At 72.1% G+C, this 20,605-nt stretch carries 18 protein-coding genes; 13 read left to right on the top strand and 5 right to left on the bottom strand.

Going from position 1 to position 20,605, the window contains the following annotated elements:
• Positions 1-1,312: glycosyltransferase 87 family protein (locus IE247_RS27135; RefSeq protein ID WP_190125934.1), on the bottom strand; the 1,312-nt coding region annotated here is incomplete at its 3' end.
• A gap of 157 nt (positions 1,313-1,469) precedes the next feature.
• Between IE247_RS27135 and IE247_RS27140 the strand changes: the two genes are divergently transcribed.
• Both IE247_RS27140 and IE247_RS27145 read left to right on the top strand, forming a co-directional pair.
• Entirely contained in the window at positions 1,470-2,612 is a 1,143-nt protein-coding gene (locus tag IE247_RS27140; protein ID WP_190125935.1) for a glycosyltransferase family 4 protein, read from the top strand.
• A gap of 121 nt (positions 2,613-2,733) precedes the next feature.
• The gene (locus tag IE247_RS27145; RefSeq protein ID WP_190125936.1) at positions 2,734-4,353 is read left to right on the top strand and encodes a GMC oxidoreductase; all 1,620 of its coding nucleotides are present in this window, start codon (positions 2,734-2,736) and stop codon (positions 4,351-4,353) included.
• Positions 4,354-4,410: 57 nt separating this feature from the next.
• Here IE247_RS27145 and IE247_RS27150 read toward each other — a convergent pair whose 3' ends face one another.
• Positions 4,411-6,228, bottom strand: coding sequence for an AMP-dependent synthetase/ligase (locus tag IE247_RS27150; protein ID WP_190125937.1), 1,818 nt, complete (start codon positions 6,226-6,228; stop codon positions 4,411-4,413).
• A gap of 456 nt (positions 6,229-6,684) precedes the next feature.
• Between IE247_RS27150 and IE247_RS27155 the strand changes: the two genes are divergently transcribed.
• The 6 genes from IE247_RS27155 to IE247_RS27180 all read left to right on the top strand — a co-directional run bounded on the left by IE247_RS27155 (position 6,685) and on the right by IE247_RS27180 (position 11,674).
• Positions 6,685-7,461 (top strand): metallophosphoesterase family protein, encoded by a 777-nt coding sequence (locus tag IE247_RS27155; protein WP_190125938.1) that lies wholly within the window; start codon positions 6,685-6,687, stop codon positions 7,459-7,461.
• Between the two features lie 132 nt (positions 7,462-7,593).
• Complete coding sequence (locus IE247_RS27160; protein WP_190125939.1) at positions 7,594-8,040, top strand: SRPBCC family protein; 447 nt, start codon at positions 7,594-7,596, stop codon at positions 8,038-8,040.
• Positions 8,040-9,245, top strand: a complete 1,206-nt coding sequence (locus tag IE247_RS27165) for an ArsA family ATPase (protein WP_190125940.1) — start codon at positions 8,040-8,042, stop codon at positions 9,243-9,245. Before IE247_RS27160 ends, IE247_RS27165 begins: the two co-directional genes overlap by 1 nt.
• Before the next feature lie 95 nt (positions 9,246-9,340).
• Positions 9,341-9,856: a DUF5304 domain-containing protein gene (locus tag IE247_RS27170; RefSeq protein WP_190125941.1), complete on the top strand. Its 516-nt coding sequence runs from the start codon at positions 9,341-9,343 to the stop codon at positions 9,854-9,856.
• Positions 9,857-9,946: 90 nt separating this feature from the next.
• The gene (locus IE247_RS27175; RefSeq protein ID WP_190125942.1) at positions 9,947-10,888 is read left to right on the top strand and encodes an ROK family glucokinase; all 942 of its coding nucleotides are present in this window, start codon (positions 9,947-9,949) and stop codon (positions 10,886-10,888) included.
• A 33-nt stretch (positions 10,889-10,921) separates the two neighbouring features.
• Positions 10,922-11,674 (top strand): endonuclease/exonuclease/phosphatase family protein, encoded by a 753-nt coding sequence (locus IE247_RS27180; RefSeq protein ID WP_190125943.1) that lies wholly within the window; start codon positions 10,922-10,924, stop codon positions 11,672-11,674.
• A 53-nt stretch (positions 11,675-11,727) separates the two neighbouring features.
• Here the strand turns inward: IE247_RS27180 and IE247_RS27185 are convergent, their stop codons facing one another.
• Positions 11,728-12,303 carry a hypothetical protein gene (locus tag IE247_RS27185; protein WP_190125944.1) on the bottom strand — a complete coding sequence of 192 codons (576 nt, stop codon included), beginning with the start codon at positions 12,301-12,303 and terminating at the stop codon, positions 11,728-11,730.
• Positions 12,296-13,075, bottom strand: coding sequence for an alpha/beta hydrolase (locus IE247_RS27190; protein ID WP_190125945.1), 780 nt, complete (start codon positions 13,073-13,075; stop codon positions 12,296-12,298). The genes IE247_RS27185 and IE247_RS27190 overlap by 8 nt, the downstream gene beginning before the upstream one ends.
• Positions 13,076-13,266: 191 nt before the next feature.
• Here IE247_RS27190 and IE247_RS27195 point away from each other — a divergent pair, with 191 nt between their 5' ends.
• From IE247_RS27195 to IE247_RS27215, 5 genes are all read left to right on the top strand, one after another.
• A complete protein-coding gene (locus IE247_RS27195) occupies positions 13,267-14,040 on the top strand; it encodes a lysophospholipid acyltransferase family protein (protein ID WP_190126055.1) in 774 nt (257 codons plus the stop codon).
• Positions 14,041-14,277: 237 nt separating this feature from the next.
• Positions 14,278-15,546 (top strand): MacS family sensor histidine kinase, encoded by a 1,269-nt coding sequence (macS, locus tag IE247_RS27200; RefSeq protein ID WP_190125946.1) that lies wholly within the window; start codon positions 14,278-14,280, stop codon positions 15,544-15,546.
• Positions 15,543-16,226, top strand: coding sequence for a response regulator (locus tag IE247_RS27205; protein WP_190125947.1), 684 nt, complete (start codon positions 15,543-15,545; stop codon positions 16,224-16,226). Before macS ends, IE247_RS27205 begins: the two co-directional genes overlap by 4 nt.
• Positions 16,227-16,438: 212 nt before the next feature.
• Positions 16,439-17,467, top strand: coding sequence for a 6-phosphofructokinase (locus IE247_RS27210; RefSeq protein WP_190125948.1), 1,029 nt, complete (start codon positions 16,439-16,441; stop codon positions 17,465-17,467).
• A 123-nt stretch (positions 17,468-17,590) separates the two neighbouring features.
• A complete protein-coding gene (locus IE247_RS27215) occupies positions 17,591-18,598 on the top strand; it encodes a 2-hydroxyacid dehydrogenase (protein WP_190125949.1) in 1,008 nt (335 codons plus the stop codon).
• A gap of 45 nt (positions 18,599-18,643) precedes the next feature.
• Here IE247_RS27215 and IE247_RS27220 read toward each other — a convergent pair whose 3' ends face one another.
• Positions 18,644-20,569 carry an anthranilate synthase family protein gene (locus tag IE247_RS27220; protein WP_190125950.1) on the bottom strand — a complete coding sequence of 642 codons (1,926 nt, stop codon included), beginning with the start codon at positions 20,567-20,569 and terminating at the stop codon, positions 18,644-18,646.
• Positions 20,570-20,605 lie beyond the last annotated feature (36 nt).

The following is a 20,605-nucleotide window of genomic DNA, read 5'->3' on the forward strand; positions in this document are numbered from 1 at the left end:
ACGCCCCGGGGGGGCCGCCCGGCGGGTGGCTCCCCGACACGGGCGCGGGCGGGGGGGGGGGGGGGGGGGGGGGGGGCGCCCCCCCCCGGACAACGGCCCGCACCCTCGTGCGCACCCGCAGCACCCCACCCCCACCAGCACACCCCCCTTCCCACAGCCGCAAACACGCCACCACCCCCGCCCCCACCAACACCCCATTCCGCACCCCCACCACCCCCACCCCCAGCACATCCCCCTCCACCACATGCGAGAACCAGATCGGAAACTCCAGCCCCGTCACCCCCGTGGCCCCCACCACCATCCCCACCGGCAGCGCCATCCTGCTCGCCCGGAACGTCATGCACACCGCCCCCAGCCCCACCAGCCACACCATGTACTGCGGGCTGATCACCCGGCTCGTCGTGGTGAACAGCAGCACCCCGGTGAAGGCCGCGTCCGCCGCCGTCGCGGGACCGAAGACCCGCGCCCGCCACCGCCAGAGCAGCAGCCAGCCGAGCGCCCCCGCCGCGAGCGCCAGGGCCAGCGCCGACACCAGCGGGACGTACGGGCCGAGGAACTCCACCGAGCCGTAGTGGAGCATCGCCCGTCCCTCCCACCCCAGCCACCGGCCCGCGTGGAAGACCAGCGCCCCCAGCGACTCGACCTCCGTGCCCCGGTCCCGCTGCGCGGTCAGAAAGCCGAGCGAGCCGGGCATCGACACCAGGAACACCAGGGCCAGCCCGCCCGCCACGGCCGCCGCCGCCCCCACCGCCCGCCGGGTGACCGCCCCGCGCTCCAGCCCCGTCAGCAGCAGCACCGGCCAGATCTTGAGCAGTACCCCGAACCCCGCCAGCGCCCCCAGCACCCGGGGCCTGCGGACCCCGGCCAGCAGTGCGGCCACCGCGACGGCGGTCACCATCAGGTCGTAGCGGGCGTACACGGTGGGCCCGAGGAGCGGCACCCCGGCCGTCCACACCCACACCCCGCGCCGGTGCCGCCCGGCCCGGCCGCCCGCGTACCGCAGCAGCCCGTACACCAGCGCGTCGCAGGCCAGCGTCAGCAGATAGAAGGTCCCGGCGTAGCCGAGGAAGGGCAGCGGCACCGCGCCCGGGGCCAGGATCACGAGGGCCGCGCCGGGCGGGTACTGCCAGGTCACGTCGGAGCGGGGGAAGACGCCGGTGCGCAGGATCTCGTACCAGCCCTGGTAGATCACCGAGACGTCGGCGGTGACATCGGGCCCGGGGTAGGGGACCGCCTTGAAGACGCACAGCAGCAGTGCCGTCCGGGTGAGGACCCACACCGCGAGCCGGGCACGGCCGGAGGCGTCCGTCATGAGCGGCTCATCCATTCTTGTGGATCACGAGGTGCTTGTGGATCGCGAGATGGCTGGGGGAATCGCGAGGTGCTCATGATGCGGCGCGGCTCCGGGCCGCCGCGATCGGACAGGGCCGTTCGGAGCCCCGCCCCGACTTCGGTACTGTCGGCGGACCATGCACAAGACCTTGATCGTGACCAACGACTTCCCGCCCCGCCCCGGTGGAATCCAGGCGTTTCTGCACAATATGGCCCTCCGGCTGGACCCGGAGGAGCTGGTCGTCTACGCCTCCACCTGGAAGCGCGGCCGTGAGGGCGTGGACGCGACCGCGGCCTTCGACGCCGAGCAGCCCTTCACCGTGGTGCGCGACCGTACGACGATGCTGCTCCCCACCCCGCGCGTCACCCGCACGGCCGCCGGGCTGCTCCGCGAGCACGGCTGCGAGTCGGTGTGGTTCGGCGCGGCGGCCCCGCTCGGGCTGATGGGCCCGGCGCTGCGCCGGGCGGGCGCGCGCCGGCTGGTCGCCACCTCGCACGGCCACGAGGCGGGCTGGGCCCAGCTCCCCGCCTCCCGGCGGCTGCTGCGCCGGATCGGCGAGGGCACGGACACGATCACCTATCTGGGGGAGTACACCCGCTCCCGGATCGCCGCCGCGCTGACCCCGGAGGCAGCCTCCCGCATGGTCCAGCTCCCGCCGGGCGTCGACGAGAAGACCTTCCACCCGCACTCGGGCGGCGACGAGGTGCGCGAGCGGCTCGGCCTCAGCGACCGTCCCGTGGTGGTCTGCGTCTCCCGGCTGGTGCCGCGCAAGGGCCAGGACACCCTGATCCTGGCGATGCCCGAGATCCTGTCGAAGGTCCCGGAGACGGTGCTGCTGATCGTGGGCGGCGGACCGTACGAGGACGATCTGCGCAAGCTCGCCCGGGAGACCGGGGTCGACGCCTCCGTGCGCTTCACCGGAGCGGTGCCCTGGGCCGAGCTGCCCGCCCACTACGGAGCCGGCGACGTCTTCGCGATGCCCTGCCGCACCCGCCGGGGCGGTCTGGACGTGGAGGGTCTGGGCATCGTCTATCTGGAGGCCTCGGCCACCGGTCTGCCGGTCGTCGCCGGGGACTCGGGCGGGGCCCCGGACGCGGTGCTGGAGGGCGAGACCGGCTGGGTGGTACGCGGCGGTTCGGCCGGGGAGAGCGCCGAGCGGATCGTCGCACTGCTCCAGGACCCGGAGCTGCGCCGCCGGATGGGCGAGCGGGGCCGTAGCTGGGTCGAGGAGAGATGGCGCTGGGACCTGCTGGCCGAGAAGTTGCGTACGCTCCTCTGAAACCGGTCGGGCATCTGTACATGACACGGCGCTGAGCTGCGTAAAGCCATTTTCTGACGAGAATTCAGCCTCCTCGCCCCCAGGGATGGGCAGCAGGCCGGTTTTCGCCCATGATCTCTTCATGACCTCATATCTGACGCGCCGTCATCTTCTGGGCGCCGCCGCCGTCCAGACCGCCGCCGTCCTCGGCTTCACCCGGGTCGGCCTCTCCTCCGCCTCCGCCGTGGAGCCTCCGGCCACCGAGCGCGCCCCCGCCGTCGTCATCGGCTCCGGGTACGGTGCGGCCGTCGCCGCGCTCCGCCTCGGCCAGGCCGGAATCCGTACCGTCGTCCTGGAGATGGGCCGGCTCTGGGACACCCCCGGCCCCGACGGAAAACTCTTCTGTCCCACCATCAGGCCCGACCGGCGCTCGATGTGGTTCCGCACCCGCACCGAGGCCCCCCTCGCCTCCTTCCTCTGGCTCGATGTGGTCAACCGGAGGATCGACCCCTACCCGGGGGTGCTGGACCGCGTCGACCACGGCGACATGTCCGTCTACGTCGGCCGGGGCGTCGGCGGCGGCTCCCTGGTCAACGGGGGCATGGCCGTCACCCCGCCCCGCGACTACTTCTCCGAAGTCCTGCCGCAGGTCGACGCGGAGGGGATGTACGGCACCTTCTTCCCGCGCGCCCGCCGCATGCTCGGCGTCAACGACATCGACCCCGCCTGGTTCGAGTCCACCGAGTGGTACCGCTACTCCCGGGTCTCACGCGCCCACGCCCACCGGGCCGGACTGGACACCGTCTTCGTCCCCAACGTCTACGACTTCGACCACATGCGGCGCGAGGCCTCGGGCCAGGCCCCCAAGTCGGCGCTGGCCGGCGAGGTCCTCTACGGCAACAACCACGGCAAGCGCTCCGTCGACAAGACCTATCTCGCCGCCGCCGTCGCCACCGGCAATGTCACCATCGAGACGATGAGCCGGGCCCGTGCCATCCACCGGGGCCGCGAGGGATACGTCCTCACCGTCGACCGCTCCGACCTCGACGGAAAGGTGATCGAGACCAAGGAGATCGCCTGCACCCGGCTCTTCCTCGGCGCGGGCAGCCTCGGCACCACCGAACTCCTGCTGCGCGCCCGGGAGACCGGCGCGCTCCCCGAGCTGGACGCCGAGGTCGGCCGGGGCTGGGGGAACAACGGCAATGTGATGACCGCCCGCGCCAACCACCTCTGGGACACCGTCGGAGCCCATCAGTCCACCATGCCGGTGATGGGCATCAACGACTGGAACAACCCGGCCAACCCCGTCTTCGCCGAGATAGCCCCGCTGCCGATGGGCCTCGAACACTGGATCAGCCTCTATCTGGCGATCACCAAGAACCCGGAGCGCGGCCACTTCACCTACGACCCGGCGACCGACTCCGCCAGGCTCAACTGGCACCGCTCGCAGAGCGAGCCATCGGTCAGGGCCGCCAAGTCCCTCTTCGACCGGATCAACCGGGTCAACGGCACCGTCTACCGCCACGACCTCTTCGGCGGCAACCGGGCCTTCGCCGACGACTTCACCTACCACCCGCTCGGCGGCTGTGTGCTCGGCCGGGCCACCGACGGCTACGGCCGGGCCAAGGGACACCCGGGGCTGTATGTCGTGGACGGCTCGCTGGTGCCCGGCTCCATCGGGGTCAACCCCTTCGTCACCATCACCGCCCTCGCCGAGCGGAACATGGAACGGATCATCCAGCAGGACATCGCGGCGGCGTGAGAAGAGAGGAAGGGTCCGGGGCGGCGGCCCCGGACCCTTCCTCCCGTATGTGTACGGTCAGCCGCGCCCGCCGGACGAGTCCGTCCGGTAGATCGCCTCGATCTCGTCCGCGAAGTCCTTCGCCACCACATTCCGCTTCAGCTTCAGCGACGGCGTGATGTGACCGGCCTCCTCGGTGAAGGACGAGGAGAGCACCCGGAACTTGCGCACCGACTCCGCCTTGGAGACGGCCGCGTTCCCGTCGTCCACCGCCCGCTGCACCTCGGCCAGCAGCTCCGGATCGTCGCGCAGCGTGGCCGCCGTCGACCCCGCCGGCTTGCCGCGCCCGGCGGCCCACCGGCCGAGGAACTCCTCGTCCAGGGTGATCAGCGCTCCCACGAACGGCCGCCCGTCGCCCACCACCATGCACTCCGCCACCAGCGCGTGCGCCCGGATACGGTCCTCGATCACCGCCGGAGCGACGTTCTTGCCGCCCGCCGTGACCAGGATCTCCTTCTTCCGGCCGGTGATCGCGAGATAGCCGTCCTCGTCCAGGGTGCCGATGTCCCCGGTGTGGAACCACCCGTCGGCCAGCGCCTCGGCGGTCGCCTCCGGGTTCTTCCAGTACTCCTTGAACAGATGCTCGCCGTGCAGCAGCACCTCACCGTCGTCCGCGATCCGCACCACCGAGCCGGGCAGCGGCTGGCCGACCGTGCCGATCTTCTGCCGGTCCGGCGGATTGAACGCGGTCGCCGCGCAGGACTCGGTCAGCCCGTACCCCTCCAGCACCGTGAAACCGACGCCCCGGAAGAAGTGCCCCAGCCGCTCGCCCAGCGGAGCGCCGCCCGAGATCGCGTGCTCGATCCGCCCGCCGAGGACCGCCCGCATCTTGCTGTAGACCAGCTTGTCGAAGATCCGGTGCTTGATCCGCAGCCCCAGCGAGGGCCCCCGCGCGCCGTCCATCGCCCGGCTGTAGTCGATCGCCGTCTGCGCGGCCTTGTCGAAGATCTTGCCCTTGCCGTCGGCCTGCGCCTTGGAGCGCGCCCCGTTGTAGACCTTCTCGAAGACCCTCGGCACGCCCAGGATCAGCGTCGGCTGGAAGGTCGCCAGATCGTCGGTGAGATTCCGGATGTCCGCGACACAGCCCAGCCTGATCGGGGCCATGATCGCGGCCACCTCGACCAGCCGGCCGAAGACATGGGCGGCGGGCAGGAACAGCAGCACCGAGCACTCACCGGTGCGGAAGAGCGGCTTGAGCCGCTCCACCGCGTTGCCGCACTCGGCGAAGAAGCTCCGATGGGTCAGCACACAGCCCTTGGGCCGGCCCGTGGTGCCCGAGGTGTAGACGATCGTCGCCGGATCGTCCGCCTTGGCGACCGCGCTCCGCTCGTCCACGGTCGCGTCCGGGACCTCCGCGCCCGTGGCGACCAGATGATCCACCGCGCCCGACTCGATCTGCCAGACCTCGCGCAGCTCCGGCAGCCCCCCGCGCACCGACTCCACGGCGGCGGCGTGCGCGTCGCTCTCCACGATCGCCGCGACCGCGCCCGAGTCCGAGAGGATCCACGAGACCTGCTCCGCCGAGCTGGTCTCGTACACCGGCACGGTCACCGCACCGGCGCTCCAGATCGCGAAGTCCAGCAGCACCCACTCGTACCGCGTACGGGACATCAGGGCCACCCGGTCCCCGGGCCGCACCCCCGCCGCGATGATGCCCTTGGCCGCCGCGCGCACCTCGGCGAGGAACTCGACGGAGGTGACATCGGTCCAGACGCCGCCGACCTTCCGTCCCACCACCGCCACATCGGGGTGCTGGGCGGCATTGCGGCGGATCAGATCCGTCAGATTGCCGTCCGAAGGGACCTCGTACAGGGCCGGAAGGCTGAACTCGCGCAAGACTGCTGCTCCTCATCGGGCGCCGGCGCCACGGCTCTGTGTGTGATGCACCGGTTTGCGGTCCAAGATCGGGCAGATGCTCGTCCAGAGGCGAGCACGGCGGAACTGCCCGGACGTTACCCACCAGTACCGCTTACGGATAGGGGGCTCCGGCCAGATGTTCTCTGCGTCACACGTGTATGACAGTACTTCGCGCAGGGTAGTCCACACCCCCGCTCCGCAGGAAGAACGACCGGCCCGCACCCTCTGTCCAGCGGTGTGACGGGCGACAGGGAGTGTCTTCGGAGTGGCGTCGTCCTCCCGTAGGGAGGGTCTGGCGGGGTCTGGTGCGTGCGATCGCAAGGCGGAGGAGGGAGTCGACGCGGAGCGTCGGCGACCGACGACAACGCGGCGAGCGTGCGTGCCAGGGCACGACAGGCAGGCGAGACTTCGAAGACACGACCTAGGGTGATCGGCATGCGAGGCACCCGAGTGAATGTGGTCAGTGATGTGCACGGCAATGTCCAGGATCTCGCCCGCGCGGGCGAAGGCGCGGACGCGCTGATCTGTCTCGGCGATCTGATCCTCTTCCTCGACTACGCCGACCACTCGCGCGGGATCTTCCCCGATCTCTTCGGCGTCGAGAACGCCGACCTCATCGTCTCCCTGCGCACCGCCCGCCGCTTCGAGGAGGCCCGCGAGCTGGGCCGCCGCCTCTGGGCCGAGCTCGACGTGGACCGCGACACCGCCATCGAGTCCGCCGTCCGCGTCCAGTACGCCGAACTCTTCGCCGCCTTCCCCACCCCCACCTACGCCACCTACGGCAACGTCGACATCCCCGCTCTCTGGCCGGAGTACGTCCGCCCCGGCACCACCGTCCTCGACGGCGAGCGCGCGGAGATCGGCGGTCTGGTCTTCGGTTTCGTCGGCGGCGGGCTGAGCACCCCCATGCGCACGCCCTACGAGATCTCCGACGAGGAGTACGCCGCCAAGGTCGAGGCCCTCGGCGAGGTCGACGTCCTCTGTTCGCACATCCCGCCCGAGGTCCCCGAGCTGACCTACGACACCGTCGCCCGCCGCTTCGAACGCGGCAGCCCCGCCCTCCTGGACGCCATCCACCGCACCCGCCCCCGCTACGCCCTCTTCGGCCATGTCCACCAGCCGCTCGCCGCCCGTATGCGCGTCGGCGCGACGGAGTGCGTGAACGTCGGCCACTTCGCCTCCACCGGCCGGCCCTGGACCCTGGCCTGGTGACCTCGCCCGGCCCCGGGTCCGGCCCCGGGCCGGGCCCCAGGGCTGCGGCCCGGCCGCCGGGCGGGGCGCGATAGCCTGCACACCACACCATTCATCCCCAGGGCAGTACCGCACTGTTGAGGAGCCGCAGCGATGGCGGAACACACCAGCTCAAGCATCACCATCGAAGCGGCGCCGGCCGACGTCATGGGAGTGATCTCCGACTTCGACCGCTACCCCGACTGGACCGGCGAAGTGAAGCAGGCCGAGGTCATCTCCCGGGACGGCCAGGGCCGCGCCGAGCAGGTCAGGCTTGTCCTGGACGCCGGAGCCATCAAGGACGACCACACCCTCGCGTACACCTGGAACGGCGCCAACGAGGTCAGCTGGACCCTGGTCAAGTCCCAGATGCTGCGCGCCATCGACGGCTCGTACACCCTCACCCCCGTCGGCGGCGACCGCACCGAGGTCACCTACCGGCTCACCGTCGACGTCAAGATCCCCATGCTCGGCATGATCAAGCGCAAGGCCGAGAAGGTCATCATCGACCGGGCCCTGGACGGCCTGAAAAAGCGCGTCGAGAGCGGACCCGCCGCCTGATGCGCAAGGTCCTCGTCACCGGCCTCGGCGGCGCGGGCCGCACCACCGTCGCCGCGGCGACCGCGCTCGCCGCCGCCGGACCGGGCAGACGCGTCCTGCTCCTCTCCACCGACCCGCCCGCCGCACTCGGCACCCCCGCCGAAGGCACACTGACCCGGGTCGCCGAAGGGCTCTGGGCCGCCCGCGTCGACCCCGGAGCGGACTTCCGCACCGAATTCCTCTCCCTCCAGAAGCGCCTCTCCGCCGGACTCGACCTCCTCGGCATCACCAGACTCGCCGAGGAAGAGCTCACCGAACTCCCCGGCAGCGACCAGTTCGCCCTGCTGCGCGCGCTCACCGCCGCCGAGACCGGCGGCTGGGACCTGGCCGTACTCGATCTGCCGCCGGTCCGCGAGACCATCGCCCTGCTCGCGCTCCCCGCCCAGCTCCGCCGCTACCTCCGCCGGCTGCTGCCCCCCGAACGCCAGGCCGCCCGCGCGCTGCGCCCGGTCCTCGCCCAGCTCACCGGGGTCCCGATGCCCGCGAGCTGGCTGTACGAGACGACCGGCCGCTGGGACGACGAGCTGGCCGCCGCCCAGGCGCTGATCGAATCCCCCGGGACCACGCTGCGCCTGGTCGCCGAGCCCGGACCGGCTGCCGCCGCCGCCCTGCGCACCGCCCGCACCGGGCTCGCCCTGCACGGAGTGCGGGTGGACGCCCTGGTGGCCAACCGGGTGCTGCCCCGGCACTCGGAGGACACCTGGCTCGCCGCGCTCGCCGCCCAGCAGGAGAAGACCCTCCAGGAGTGGGGCGCGGAGTGGGCCGGGCAGTGCCCGGTGCGCGAGCTTCCGCATCTGGGACGCGAGCCGCACGGCCCGGACGACCTCACGGCCCCCGCCGCCGGCCTCCCGCCGCTCCCCGGCGACCCGGCGGCCGACTCCGGCCCCGACTCCGGCTCCGGTTCGGCCGACGACCTCGGCATCGAGGACCGGCGGGCCGAGGACGGCACCCTCGTCTGGTCGCTCCCGCTGCCCGGCGCGGAGAAGAAGGACCTCGGCCTGGTCCGGCGCGGCGACGAGCTGATGCTGCGCGTCGGCCCCTTCCGCAGGATCGTTCCGCTGCCCTCCGCACTGCGCCGCTGCGCCGTCTCCGGCGCAGCGCTCTCGGACGGAACGCTCAGGGTCCGCTTCACCCCCGACCCCGGACAGTGGCCCCGCACCCCGTGACACCGCGCGCCCCGGGGCGCTGAACGGTCCGCGCCCGTTCGGGTACCGTCGAGCGTACGAGAGACCACAGCCGACCACCTGTGCAGGAGTACGCCATGAGCGATGCCACCGAGCGCCCCGACGTCGACGCCGACGCCTGGGCCGAGGCGTGCGCGGAAGACCTCGCCGCCGAGAGGGCGCGCCGCCGCGCCGAGCACGGCGAAGTGCCCGGCTCCGCCGCCGAGGAGCTGCGCAAGCTGCTCGGCACGGTCGCCGACAAGGTCTCCGAGTTCCAGACCTCGCTGCCGGGGATGGCGGCGCAGACCGCCGTGCGGCAGTTCGTCAGCCAGGCCAAGTCCGCCGTCGAGCCGGTCATCGAGCGCAATCCGCAGGTCTTCGACCACCTCGCCGCCGCCGGGGGCGAGCTGCTCGCCGCCTACCGCTCCGCCGTCGAGGGCCATGAGCGCCGCTGGACGCAGAGCAGCGGCGGCACCGGCAGTGGCACCGGCACCGGCACCGGTACCGCTGCCGCCGCCGGTGCGGACAGCGGCTCCGAGGGACCCGCAGCCCCGGGCCCCCGCACTCCGCGCGACGAGGACCCGGGCCCCGGCGAGAAGATCGATCTCGACTGACCGGTACGGGCTTTCCTCTCTTGATCAAGAGGGGTGCCGCCCTCGGGTACGGTTGGCCGCAGCGGGGCTCGACCGGGAACTGAGGGACACATGGGACTCACCATCGGCGTCGACATCGGCGGCACGAAGATCGCGGCGGGCGTGGTCGACGAAGAGGGCGCCATCCTCGAAACGCACACGGTGCCCACACCGGCCACCCCGAGCGGCATCGTCGACGCGATCCGCGCGGCCGTCGCCGGAGCCGGCGAGGGCCATGACATCGAGGCCGTCGGCATCGGCGCGGCGGGCTATGTGGACGACAAGCGCGCCACCGTCATCTTCGCGCCCAATATCGACTGGCGGCACGAGCCCCTCAAGGACAAGGTCGAGCAGCGGACCGGGCTGCCGGTCGTCGTGGAGAACGACGCCAACGCCGCCGCGTGGGGCGAGTACCGCTTCGGAGCGGGCCAGGGCCACGAGGACGTCATCTGCATCACGCTCGGCACCGGCCTGGGCGGCGGGATCATCATCGGCAACAAGCTCCGGCGCGGACGCTTCGGCGTCGCCGCCGAGTTCGGCCACATCCGTGTCGTCCCGGACGGGCTGCTCTGCGGCTGCGGCAGCCAGGGCTGCTGGGAGCAGTACGCCTCGGGCCGCGCCCTCGTCCGGTACGCCAGGCAGCGGGCGGGCGCCACCCCGGAGAACGCGCGGATCCTCCTCGGCCTCGGCGACGGCACCTCCGACGGCATCGAGGGCAAGCACATCAGCGCGGCGGCCCGGCAGGGCGACCCGGTCGCGATCGACTCCTTCCGCGAACTCGCCCGCTGGGCCGGAGCGGGACTCGCTGACCTCGCCTCCCTCTTCGACCCCTCCGCCTTCATCGTCGGCGGGGGAGTCTCCGACGAGGGCGAACTCGTGCTGGACCCCATCCGCAAGTCCTTCCGCCGTCGGCTGATCGGGTCGCAGTGGCGTCCGCACGCACAGGTGCTGGCGGCGCGGCTGGGGAACAGGGCGGGGATGGTCGGCGCGGCGGACCTGGCCCGTCAGGGGTGAGGGTTCGCTCGGCCTGCCGGCGAGGTGCGGGCCATGGTGACCGTTCTGCCTGAGTCCGGTGTCGCGGTGGACGGTTCCGCCGTGATCCGGGTGCTCAGTTACAACGTGCGGTCGCTCCGGGACGACGAGGAGGCGCTGGGGCGGGTGATCCGGGCCTGTGGGCCGGATCTGGTGCTGGTGCAGGAGGCGCCGAGGTTCTTCCGGTGGCGGAGGCACGCGGCGAGGCTGGCGGCCCGGAGCGGGCTGCTGGTGCTGGGGGGCGGGGCGCCGGCGGCGGGGCCGTTGTTGCTCTGTTCGCCGAGGGTGGCGGTGGAGCGGACGGAGGATGTGCTGCTGCCGCTCACCCCGGGGCTGCACCGGCGGGGGTTCGCCACGGCTGTCGTACGGGTCGGGGGAGCCCGGATCGGGGTGCTCGGCTGTCATCTGAGTTTGCGGGCCGAGGAGCGCCTCGCTCAGGCGGGGCTGCTGCTGGAGCGGCTGGCGGCGATGGGGGTACCGCACACGGTCGCCGCCGGGGATCTGAACGAGACCCCGGGCGGCCGTGCCTTCCGGCGGATCGCCGCGGAGCTTCAGGACTGCTGGGCGCTCGCCCCCTGGGGAGGCGAGCACACCTTCCCGTCCGGGGACCCGAGCCGGCGCATCGACGCGGTCTTCGCGAGCGGGGGCATCGAGGTGCTGGGCTGCGGGGTGCCGCTGGACCTTCCCGGCGTCAGCCGGACCGACCTCGGCGCGGCCACCGACCATCTTCCGGTGCTGGCCGCGCTGAAGGTGCCCGCCGTGCTCTGACCCGGCCCGGCCCGCCGGTCACCCGCGAGCCGGGCCGCTGGGGCCTGTCGTTCTCAGACCACCGCGCCCCGGCCCGGGTCCTCGTGGTCCTCGTCGTCGCCGCTGGACATCCGGGCCACCAGGGTCACGAAGCCGCCCAGGAAGCCTCCGACGCACAGCGAGGTCAGCCACCAGGTCATGTCCCAGCGGAACAGCACCGCGAACAGCATCAGCACCGGCCCGCCGATCACCGCGAGCCAGGCGAACTTGGCCGTGGCGTCCGCCTCGGGCAGCGGCGGGGGCTCCGGGGGGACGAAGTGCCCCTCGTCGCTCGCGTCGAGATCGTCGTCCTTGGGAGGGGAGAGCTGGAAGTCCCTGGGGCCGCCGCCGCCCACGCCGGGGGCGAAGATCACCGAGCTGCCGAGCGCGGGCCCGTCCGCACCGGGATCCGGCTCGGGGTCGGGCTCGGGCCGGTTCTTCGGTGTCTTGTTCACCTCGCCCTCCAGCAGGGCGAGATCCTCCACCGACTTGAACGGCTTCGCGCCCGGCGGGTCCACCGGCTCCTCGCCGTAACCCGCGACGATGGCGGCCCAGGCCGCCTCCTCGTCAATGGGCTGCGGCTCACGGTCCGCGTCATGCTGCTCAGCCACCGGCGCTGCTTCCCTTCGTCCCGACACTTGGAGCGAACCGGCCGACGAACGCGTAACTCTCCTCGAAAATCCGCTCCGCATCGTGGTCCAACGTCGCGACGTGGTAACTCTGTTCCAGCAGAACCTCCTTGACATCCGTCGAGGAGACCCGGCCGAGGATCCGGGCGGAGTCGGCGGGCGGCACCACATGGTCCTCGGGGCTGTGCAGCAGCACCATCGGCTGGGTCACCTGGGGCAGCTCGGAGTCGACCAGTCGCAGGAAATTCCGCAGGGAGTGGGCGGCCCGCACCGGCACCCGCTCATAGCCGACCTCGGTCGTCCCCGGCTTGGCGATGTCGTGGGCCAGCCCCGGGGCCGTACGCACGAAGTGCCGGAGCACGGGCAGCGCCACGGAGGCCACGCCGTGCACCTTGTTGGCCGGATTGACCACCACGATGCCGCGCACCGCGTCCCCGTGCTTCGCGGCCAGCCGCAGTGTCAGCGCGCCGCCCATGGAGAGCCCGAAGACGAAGACCTGGGAGCAGCGCGCGAGCAGCTCGCGCAATGCCCGGTCGACCTCCGCGTACCAGTCCTGCCAGCCGGTGAGCTGCATGTCCTGCCAGCGGGTGCCGTGCCCGGGGAGCAGCGGCAGGGACACGGTCAGTCCGCGCTCCGCCAGATACTCGGCCCAGGGGCGCAGCGACTGCGGTGAACCGGTGAATCCGTGACAGAGAAGGACGCCGACCTCTCCGCCCTCATGGCGGTACGGCTCGGCTCCGGGAAGGACCGGCACCGGGGTCTCCTGTTCTGTGGCGTGACGTGGGGCGTGAAGTGGGGACGGAAAGCTCCAGGGTGTATCTCACCGTACGCGACCGCACTGACACCGACCAGGTCCCGAGGGCCTCCGGCGCGGGGATACCCGTTCACCTCGGGTTAAGGTCTGTTCGACAGCAATAGGAGGCATTCGAGTTGATCTACGGTGCAATCAAGTTCTCTCTTGGGGGCTCGCTCAAGCTTGCCTTCAGGCCCTGGGTGGAAGGGCTGGAGAACATTCCCGTCGACGGCCCGGCGATCCTCGCGAGCAACCATCTCTCGTTCTCGGACTCCTTCTTCCTGCCGGCGGTCCTCGACCGCAAGGTCACTTTTGTGGCCAAGGCGGAGTACTTCACCTCGCCCGGGGTGAAGGGCCGGCTCACCGCCGCCTTCTTCAAGGGCGTGGGACAGCTCCCGGTGGACCGCTCGGGCGCGCGCGGTGCCGCCGAGGCGGCGATCAAGGCGGGCATCGAGGTCGTCGAGCGCGGCGGGCTCTTCGGCATCTACCCGGAGGGCACCCGCTCCCCGGACGGCCGGCTCTACCGGGGTAAGCCGGGCGGTCTGGGCCGGGTGGCGCTGGCCACCGGGGCCCCGGTCATCCCGATCGCCATGATCGACACCGAGAAGGTGCAGCCGCCCGGCAAGGTGGTTCCCAAGCTGATCCGCCCGGGCATCCGCATCGGCAAGCCCCTCGACTTCAGCCGGTACCACGGCATGGAGGAGGACCGTTACATCCTGCGCTCGGTGACCGACGAGGTCATGTACGAGATCATGAAGCTCTCCGGCCAGGAGTACGTCGACATCTACGCCACGGTCGCCAAGCGCCAGGCGGCCGAGGCCGAGAAGGCCGCGAAGGCCGCCGCCAAGGCGGACAAGGCGGACAAGGCGCACCAGCACGGCGGCAGCAGCAGCAGTGACGGCGACAGGGACCGCCCCGCCGCCTAGGGAGTGTCTTCAAAGTGGCGTCGTCCGCCCGTAGGGCGGGTCTGGCGGGGTCTGGTGCGTGCGATCGCAAGGCGGAGGAGGGAGTCGACGCGGTGGGGGTACCTCCCGGGCGAAGCCCAGGGGGCCGTCGGCGACCGACGACAACGCGGCGAGCGTGCGTGCCAGGGCACGGCAGGCAGACGAGACTTTGAAGACACGACCTAGCGGCACGCCAGCACACACCGTCCGGGGGGACGCATGGGGAATTCGGCCAAGCGCGAGCGCGTCGTGCGGATGTCGGTGGAGCAGCCGCTGTGGCGTGCGCTCACCGCCTATCGCGTACTGACCATGAGCTACGCGGTCCTGCTCTTCGCCTTCGACCCGGAGCGCTTCGAGCGCCCCTGGGTCGCGGCCGGTTTCCTCGCGGTGCTGGTCCTGTGGACGCTGGCCACCCTCCGCAGGGTGTCCGGCGCGGACCGCTGCACCAAGCGGTTCCTCGGCATCGATCTCACCATCGCGCTCACCGGCATCCTGCTCACCCCGGTCGCCGACGCCCAGGCCCAGCAGTTCGACGGCCCGACGCTGCCGTCGATCTGGACGGCCGGTTCGGTGCTGGCGTTCGCGATCAAGGGCGGCTGGCGGTGGGCGGGCTTCGCCTCCTCCTTCGTCGCCGTGGCCAATCTGATCCAGCGCGGTGAGCCCAGCCGGGACACCATCCACAATGTGCTGCTGGTCTGGGTCGCCTCCATCGCCATCGGCTATGTGGTCGAGGTCGCCCGCGCCTCCGAGCGCACCCTCGCCCGCGCCCTGGAGATCGAGGCCGCCACCCGGGAGCGGGAGCGGCTCGCCCGGGACATCCACGACAATGTGCTCCAGGTGCTCGCCATGGTGCAGCGGCGCGGCACGGCCCTCGGCGGCGAGGCGGCCGAGCTGGGGCGGATGGCGGGGGAGCAGGAGATCGCGCTGCGCGCCCTGGTCGCCGGCGGACAGAGCGCCCCGGTCCGGGCCCCCGCCGACGGCGAGACGGACGGCGCCCGCACGGTTCTCGTCGACGAGGAGCCGGTGCGGGGCGACGACGCCGTCCACGATCTGCTGCCGCTGCTCGCGCGCTGCGCGGGCCCCCGGGTGACCCTCTCCGAGCCGGGTGCGCCCGTGTCGCTGCCGGCCGCCGCCGCGCGGGAGCTGGTCGCCGCCGTGGGGGCCGCGCTGGACAACGTGGAGCGGCACGCGGGGGAGACGGCCCGGACCTGGATCCTGGTCGAGGACTACCCGGACGAGGTGATCGTCACGGTCCGTGACGACGGTCCGGGCATCGCCGAGGGCCGGCTCGCCCAGGCGGAGGGGGAGGGGCGGCTCGGGGTCGCCCTCTCGATCCGGGGGCGGCTGCGGGAGCTGGGCGGTTCGGCCGAGCTGTTCTCGATCCCGGGCCAGGGCACGGAGGTCGAACTGAGGGTCCCGAGACCCGCCGGGGCGGCCGGGAAGAACACGAAGACAGAGCAGTCCCGGGGGAAGGCGGACGAGAGATGACGGACCAGACGGACGGACACCCGGTCAGGGTGATGGTCGTGGACGACCACCCGATGTGGCGGGACGCGGTCGCCCGCGATCTGACCGCGGCCGGTTTTGACGTGGTGGCGACGGCGGGCGACGGCCGGCAGGCGGTCCGCAGGGCCAGGGCAGCCGTGCCGGAGGTCCTGGTGCTCGATCTGAACCTCCCGGAGCTGCCCGGGGTGCGGGTCTGCAAGGAGCTGGTCGGTGAGCTGCCCGGGCTGCGGGTCCTGGTGCTCTCCGCCAGCGGCGAGCACGCGGATGTGCTGGAGGCGGTGAAGTCCGGCGCGACCGGCTATCTGCTGAAGTCGGCGAGTACGGACGAACTGGTCGACGCCGTGCGGCGGACCGCCGTCGGCGAGGCGGTCTTCACCCCCGGCCTGGCGGGCCTGGTGCTCGGCGAGTACCGCAGGCTCGCCTCCGAGCCCGCCCACTCCGCCGACGAGCCCAAGGCCCCCCGGCTGACCGACCGGGAGACCGAGGTGCTCCGGCTGGTCGCCAAGGGGCTCTCGTACAAGCAGATCGCCGAGCGGCTGGTGATCTCCCACCGCACCGTGCAGAACCATGTGCAGAACACCCTCGGGAAACTCCAGTTGCACAACCGCGTGGAACTGGTGCGCTATGCGATAGAGCGCGGACTGGACGACGTCGACGTCTGACCACTCCTTCGGCTGTACGCCATGCCGAATGCCATCCTCCGTTCGGCTGAATTGCTGACGGTGCCCGAAGTCGCTACGGGACTGGTCCGGGGCGGATCCGCCCCCGCAAACCACCCATTCGGGAAAGAAAATGACCTCCCGCGCCATGCCGGAGTGACCTGGATCACCATTAGCGTGACCGTCACAGGCCCATCAGGCGAAGGGAGTATCCAATGCGCGTCGGAGTGCTGACCGGGGGCGGCGACTGCCCCGGTCTCAACGCCGTGATCCGCGGCGTCGTCCGCAAGGGCGTCCAGGAGTACGCGTACGAGTTCGTCGGCTACCGCGACGGTTGGCGGGGGCCTCTCGAAGCCGACTCGGTCCCGCTCGACATCCCGGCCGTACGCGGCATCCTGCCCCGCGGCGGCACCATCCTCGGCTCCTCCCGCACCAACCCGCTCAAGGCGGAGAACGGGATCCGCCGCATCAAGGACAATCTCGCCAAGGACGACGTCGACGCGCTGATCGCGATCGGCGGCGAGGACACCCTCGGCGTCGCCGCCCGGCTCCACGACGAGTACGGCGTCCCCTGCGTCGGCGTCCCCAAGACCATCGACAACGATCTGTCCGGCACCGACTACACCTTCGGCTTCGACACCGCCGTCTCCATCGCCACCGAGGCGATCGACCGGCTCCACACCACCGCCGAGTCGCACATGCGGGTCCTGGTGGTGGAGGTGATGGGACGGCACGCCGGCTGGATCGCCCTGCACTCCGGGCTCGCCGGCGGGGCCAACGCCATCCTCATCCCGGAACAGCGCTTCGACGTCGCCCAGGTCTGCGACTGGGTGACCTCGCGCTTCAAGGCCACGTACGCCCCGATCGTCGTCGTCGCCGAGGGAGCGATGCCCCAGGACGGCGATGTGGTCCTCAAGGACGGCACCCTCGACTCCTTCGGGCATGTACGCCTCTCCGGCGTCGGCGAATGGCTCGCCAAGGAGATCGAGAGGCGGACCGGCAAGGAGGCCCGCACCACCGTCCTCGGCCATGTCCAGCGCGGCGGCACACCCAGCGCCTACGACCGCTGGCTCGCCACCCGCTTCGGACTGCACGCCATCGACGCGGTGCGCGAGGGGGACTTCGGCAAGATGGTCGCCCTCCGGGGCACCGACATCGTCCGGGTGCCCATCGCCGACGCCACCGCCCGGCTCAAGACGGTCGACCCCGCGCTCTACGCCGAGGCCGGGATCTTCTTCGGCTGACGCACCGGCTCTCCCCGAGGCACTCCCGAGCTGTGGGCCGTATATTCGCGAATGTCCGGTATCGCAGATGCGCGGCCCACAGCACAGAATCCCCCTCCGGGAACCGGGAACACGGGAGACATTGTGGACATCCTCGCCTTCGGGGTACAGGCCGACGAGCGGCCGCTGATCGAGAAGGCCTTCGCCCCTCTCCACGACATCCGCTGCGTCGAGGTCTTCCTCACCGAGGACACCGCCCCCATCGCGGCCGGCCACGAGGCCATCTCCACCAGCGTCAACGCCGACCTCGGCGCGGCCGTCCTCCAGACCCTCGCCGTCGGCGGCACCTCGATGATCGCCCAGCGCTCCACCGGCTTCAACAACATCGACCTCGCCGTCGCCGAACGCCTCGGCATCTCCGTCGCCCGGGTCTCGTACTACTCGCCCTACTCGGTCGCCGAATTCGCCTGGACCCTGGCCATGGCCGTCAACCGCCGGATCGTCCGCGCCTCCGCCCGCACCCGCGACTTCGACTTCCGCCTCGACGGACTCCTCGGCCGGGATCTGCACGGCCGCACGGCCGGAGTCCTCGGCACCGGCAAGATCGGCGAGGCGTTCGCCCGGATCGCCCACGGCTTCGGCATGCGGCTGCTCGGCTGGGACCTGACCGAGAACCCCGCCTGCACCGCCCTCGGCATGACCTACACCGACAAGGACGAACTCCTCGCCACCGCCGACCTGATCAGCCTCCATGTCCCGCTGCTGCCCGCCACCCACCACCTCATCGACCGCGAGGCGCTGCGCGCGATGAAGGACGACGCCATCCTCGTCAACTCCAGCAGGGGCGGCCTCATCGACACCGACGCGCTCGTCGGCGAGCTGCGCCGGGGCCGTTTCACCGGGGTGGGGCTCGATGTGTACGAGGCGGAGGCCGGGCTCTTCTTCCTCGACAAGTCCCTGGAGGCGATCCAGGACGACACCCTGGCCCGGCTGATGACCTTCCCCCATGTGCTGGTCACCTCCCACCAGGCGTACTACACCGAGGACGCGGTCGGCCAGATCGTCGAGGCGACCGTCCGCAACATCACCGACTACGCGGCCGGCCGCCGCACCGAGAACTTCCTGGTGCCGGCGGCCGACCCTGCGTCATGACCGGTCCCTCCTCACGGCCGGCCCGGCGTCATGACCGGTCCGCCCTCAGGAGAGGGGCAGCGCCGCCCTCGCCAGCAGCTCCGACACCACCCGGGGCCCGTCCAGCGTCAGCACCGACTCCGGGTGGAACTGCACCGAGGCGAACCCGGCCGCCCGCAGCGCGTGCACCTCACGGGTCACCGGATCGCACGCCACCTCCACCCCGCGCGCCGCCAGCGCCGCCGCCTCCGACTCCCCGCAGCGCGCCGTGAAACTGTTGTAGAAGCCCACCGTCTCGTCCCGCCCGAAGAACCCGATGCGCTCCTGCGCCCCCTGGTACGGGGCCTCCTTCCGTACGATCCCGAGCCCCAGCTCCGCCGCGATCAGCTCATGGCCCAGACACACCCCCAGCAGCCCGTGCCCGTGCCCCCGGAGCAGCTCGGCCGCGAGACCGCGCAGAAAGCGCATCTTCGGATCGTCCGCGTCCATCGGATCGCCGGGACCCGGCCCCAGCACCACCGGCCCGGGATGGCCGAGCGCGGCCCGGCGCAGCCCCGGCTCGTCGTACCGCCGCACCGTGACCTCAAGCCCCGTCGAGCGCAGCAGATGCGCCAGCATCGCGGTGAAGGTGTCCTCCGCGTCGATCACCAGGGCGTGCCCCCGCACCTCGTCGCCGCGTTCCCCCATCCGGAGCCAGAACGGCGCGAGCGAGGCCCGCCGCCCGTCGAGGGCGGCCCGCACCCGGGGGTCGTCCGCGAGCCCCGCCGGCTCCGCGCCCCGGACCGCGCCCCCGGGCGCCACGCCCAGCGCGGCCAGCACCCCGGCCGCCTTGGCATGGGTCTCGGCGACCTCGGAGGCCGGGTCCGAGTGGCGTACCAGCGTCGCGCCGACCGCCACCCGCAGACCTCCCCGGGCGTCGATGTCGGCGGTACGGATCAGGATCGGCGAGTCCAGGCTCTGCCCGCCGTTCGCGTCCCGGCCGATCAGCGCCAGCGCCCCCGCGTAGTAGCCGCGCCCGCCGCTCTCGTGCCGCTCGATCACCCGGCAGGCGTTCTGCACCGGCGATCCGGTGACGGTCGCCGCGAACATGGTCTGTCTGAGCACCTCCCGCACATCGAGCGAGGACCGGCCGCGCAGCTCGTACTCGGTGTGGGTGAGATGGGCCATCTCCTTGAGCCGGGGCCCGACGACCACCCCGCCCATGTCGCCGACCGTGCACATCATCTTCAGCTCCTCGTCCACCACCATGGACAGCTCGTCCCGCTCCTTGGGGTCGTCGAGGAAGCGCAGCAGCGCCTCGGGGGTGGGGCCGCCGGCCGGGTGCCGGAAGGTGCCGCTGATCGGGTTCATCACCACCGTCCCGCCCTCCCCGGACACGCCGCCCCCGCCGCTCATCCGCACATGGACCTCCGGGCTCGCGCCGACGAGGGTGCGCTCGCCGGTGTGCACGACGAAGGTCCAGTACGCGCCGCGCTCACCGGCCAGCAGCCGCCGGAAGAGCGCCAGCGCGTCGGCCCGCCCGAAGCCGTCGATCCGTCCGGTGAAGGTGCGCCGGATGACGAAGTTCGCCCCCTCGCCCCCGCCGATCTCGTCCGCGACGACCCGGCGCACGATCTCCTCGTACTCCCCGTCCCCGACGTCGAACGCGCCGCCCTCCACCCGCACCGGGTGCGCGGGGAGCGCCGCGACCACCCCGGCCAGCGGCAGTACGGCGGTCTCGGCCGCGAGCAGCACGCTCAGCGGGGTCCCGTCGTCCCGGACGTCGAAGCCGCGCTCCCGGATCTGCCGGAACGGGATCAGCGCGAGCGCGGGCCGCTCGCCGACGGGGATCTCGGCGAGCGTCCCGTACGTCAGCACCGGGCCGGTCAGCAGCTCGACGGTGTCCTGGTCGTGCCCCGGGGTGCGCCGGTGCAGCAGGGCGAAGGGGCGGTCGTCGGAGAGGAGGCGGGCGACGGCGGCAGCGGCCTCGGTCTCGATTGCCGGGAGAGACATCCGGTGTGTTCCTTCCAGTGGGGGAGGAACGGCCGG

It is taken from the genome of Streptomyces inusitatus, from assembly GCF_014651115.1.
Taxonomy (GTDB): Bacteria; Actinomycetota; Actinomycetes; order Streptomycetales; family Streptomycetaceae; genus Streptomyces; species Streptomyces amakusaensis.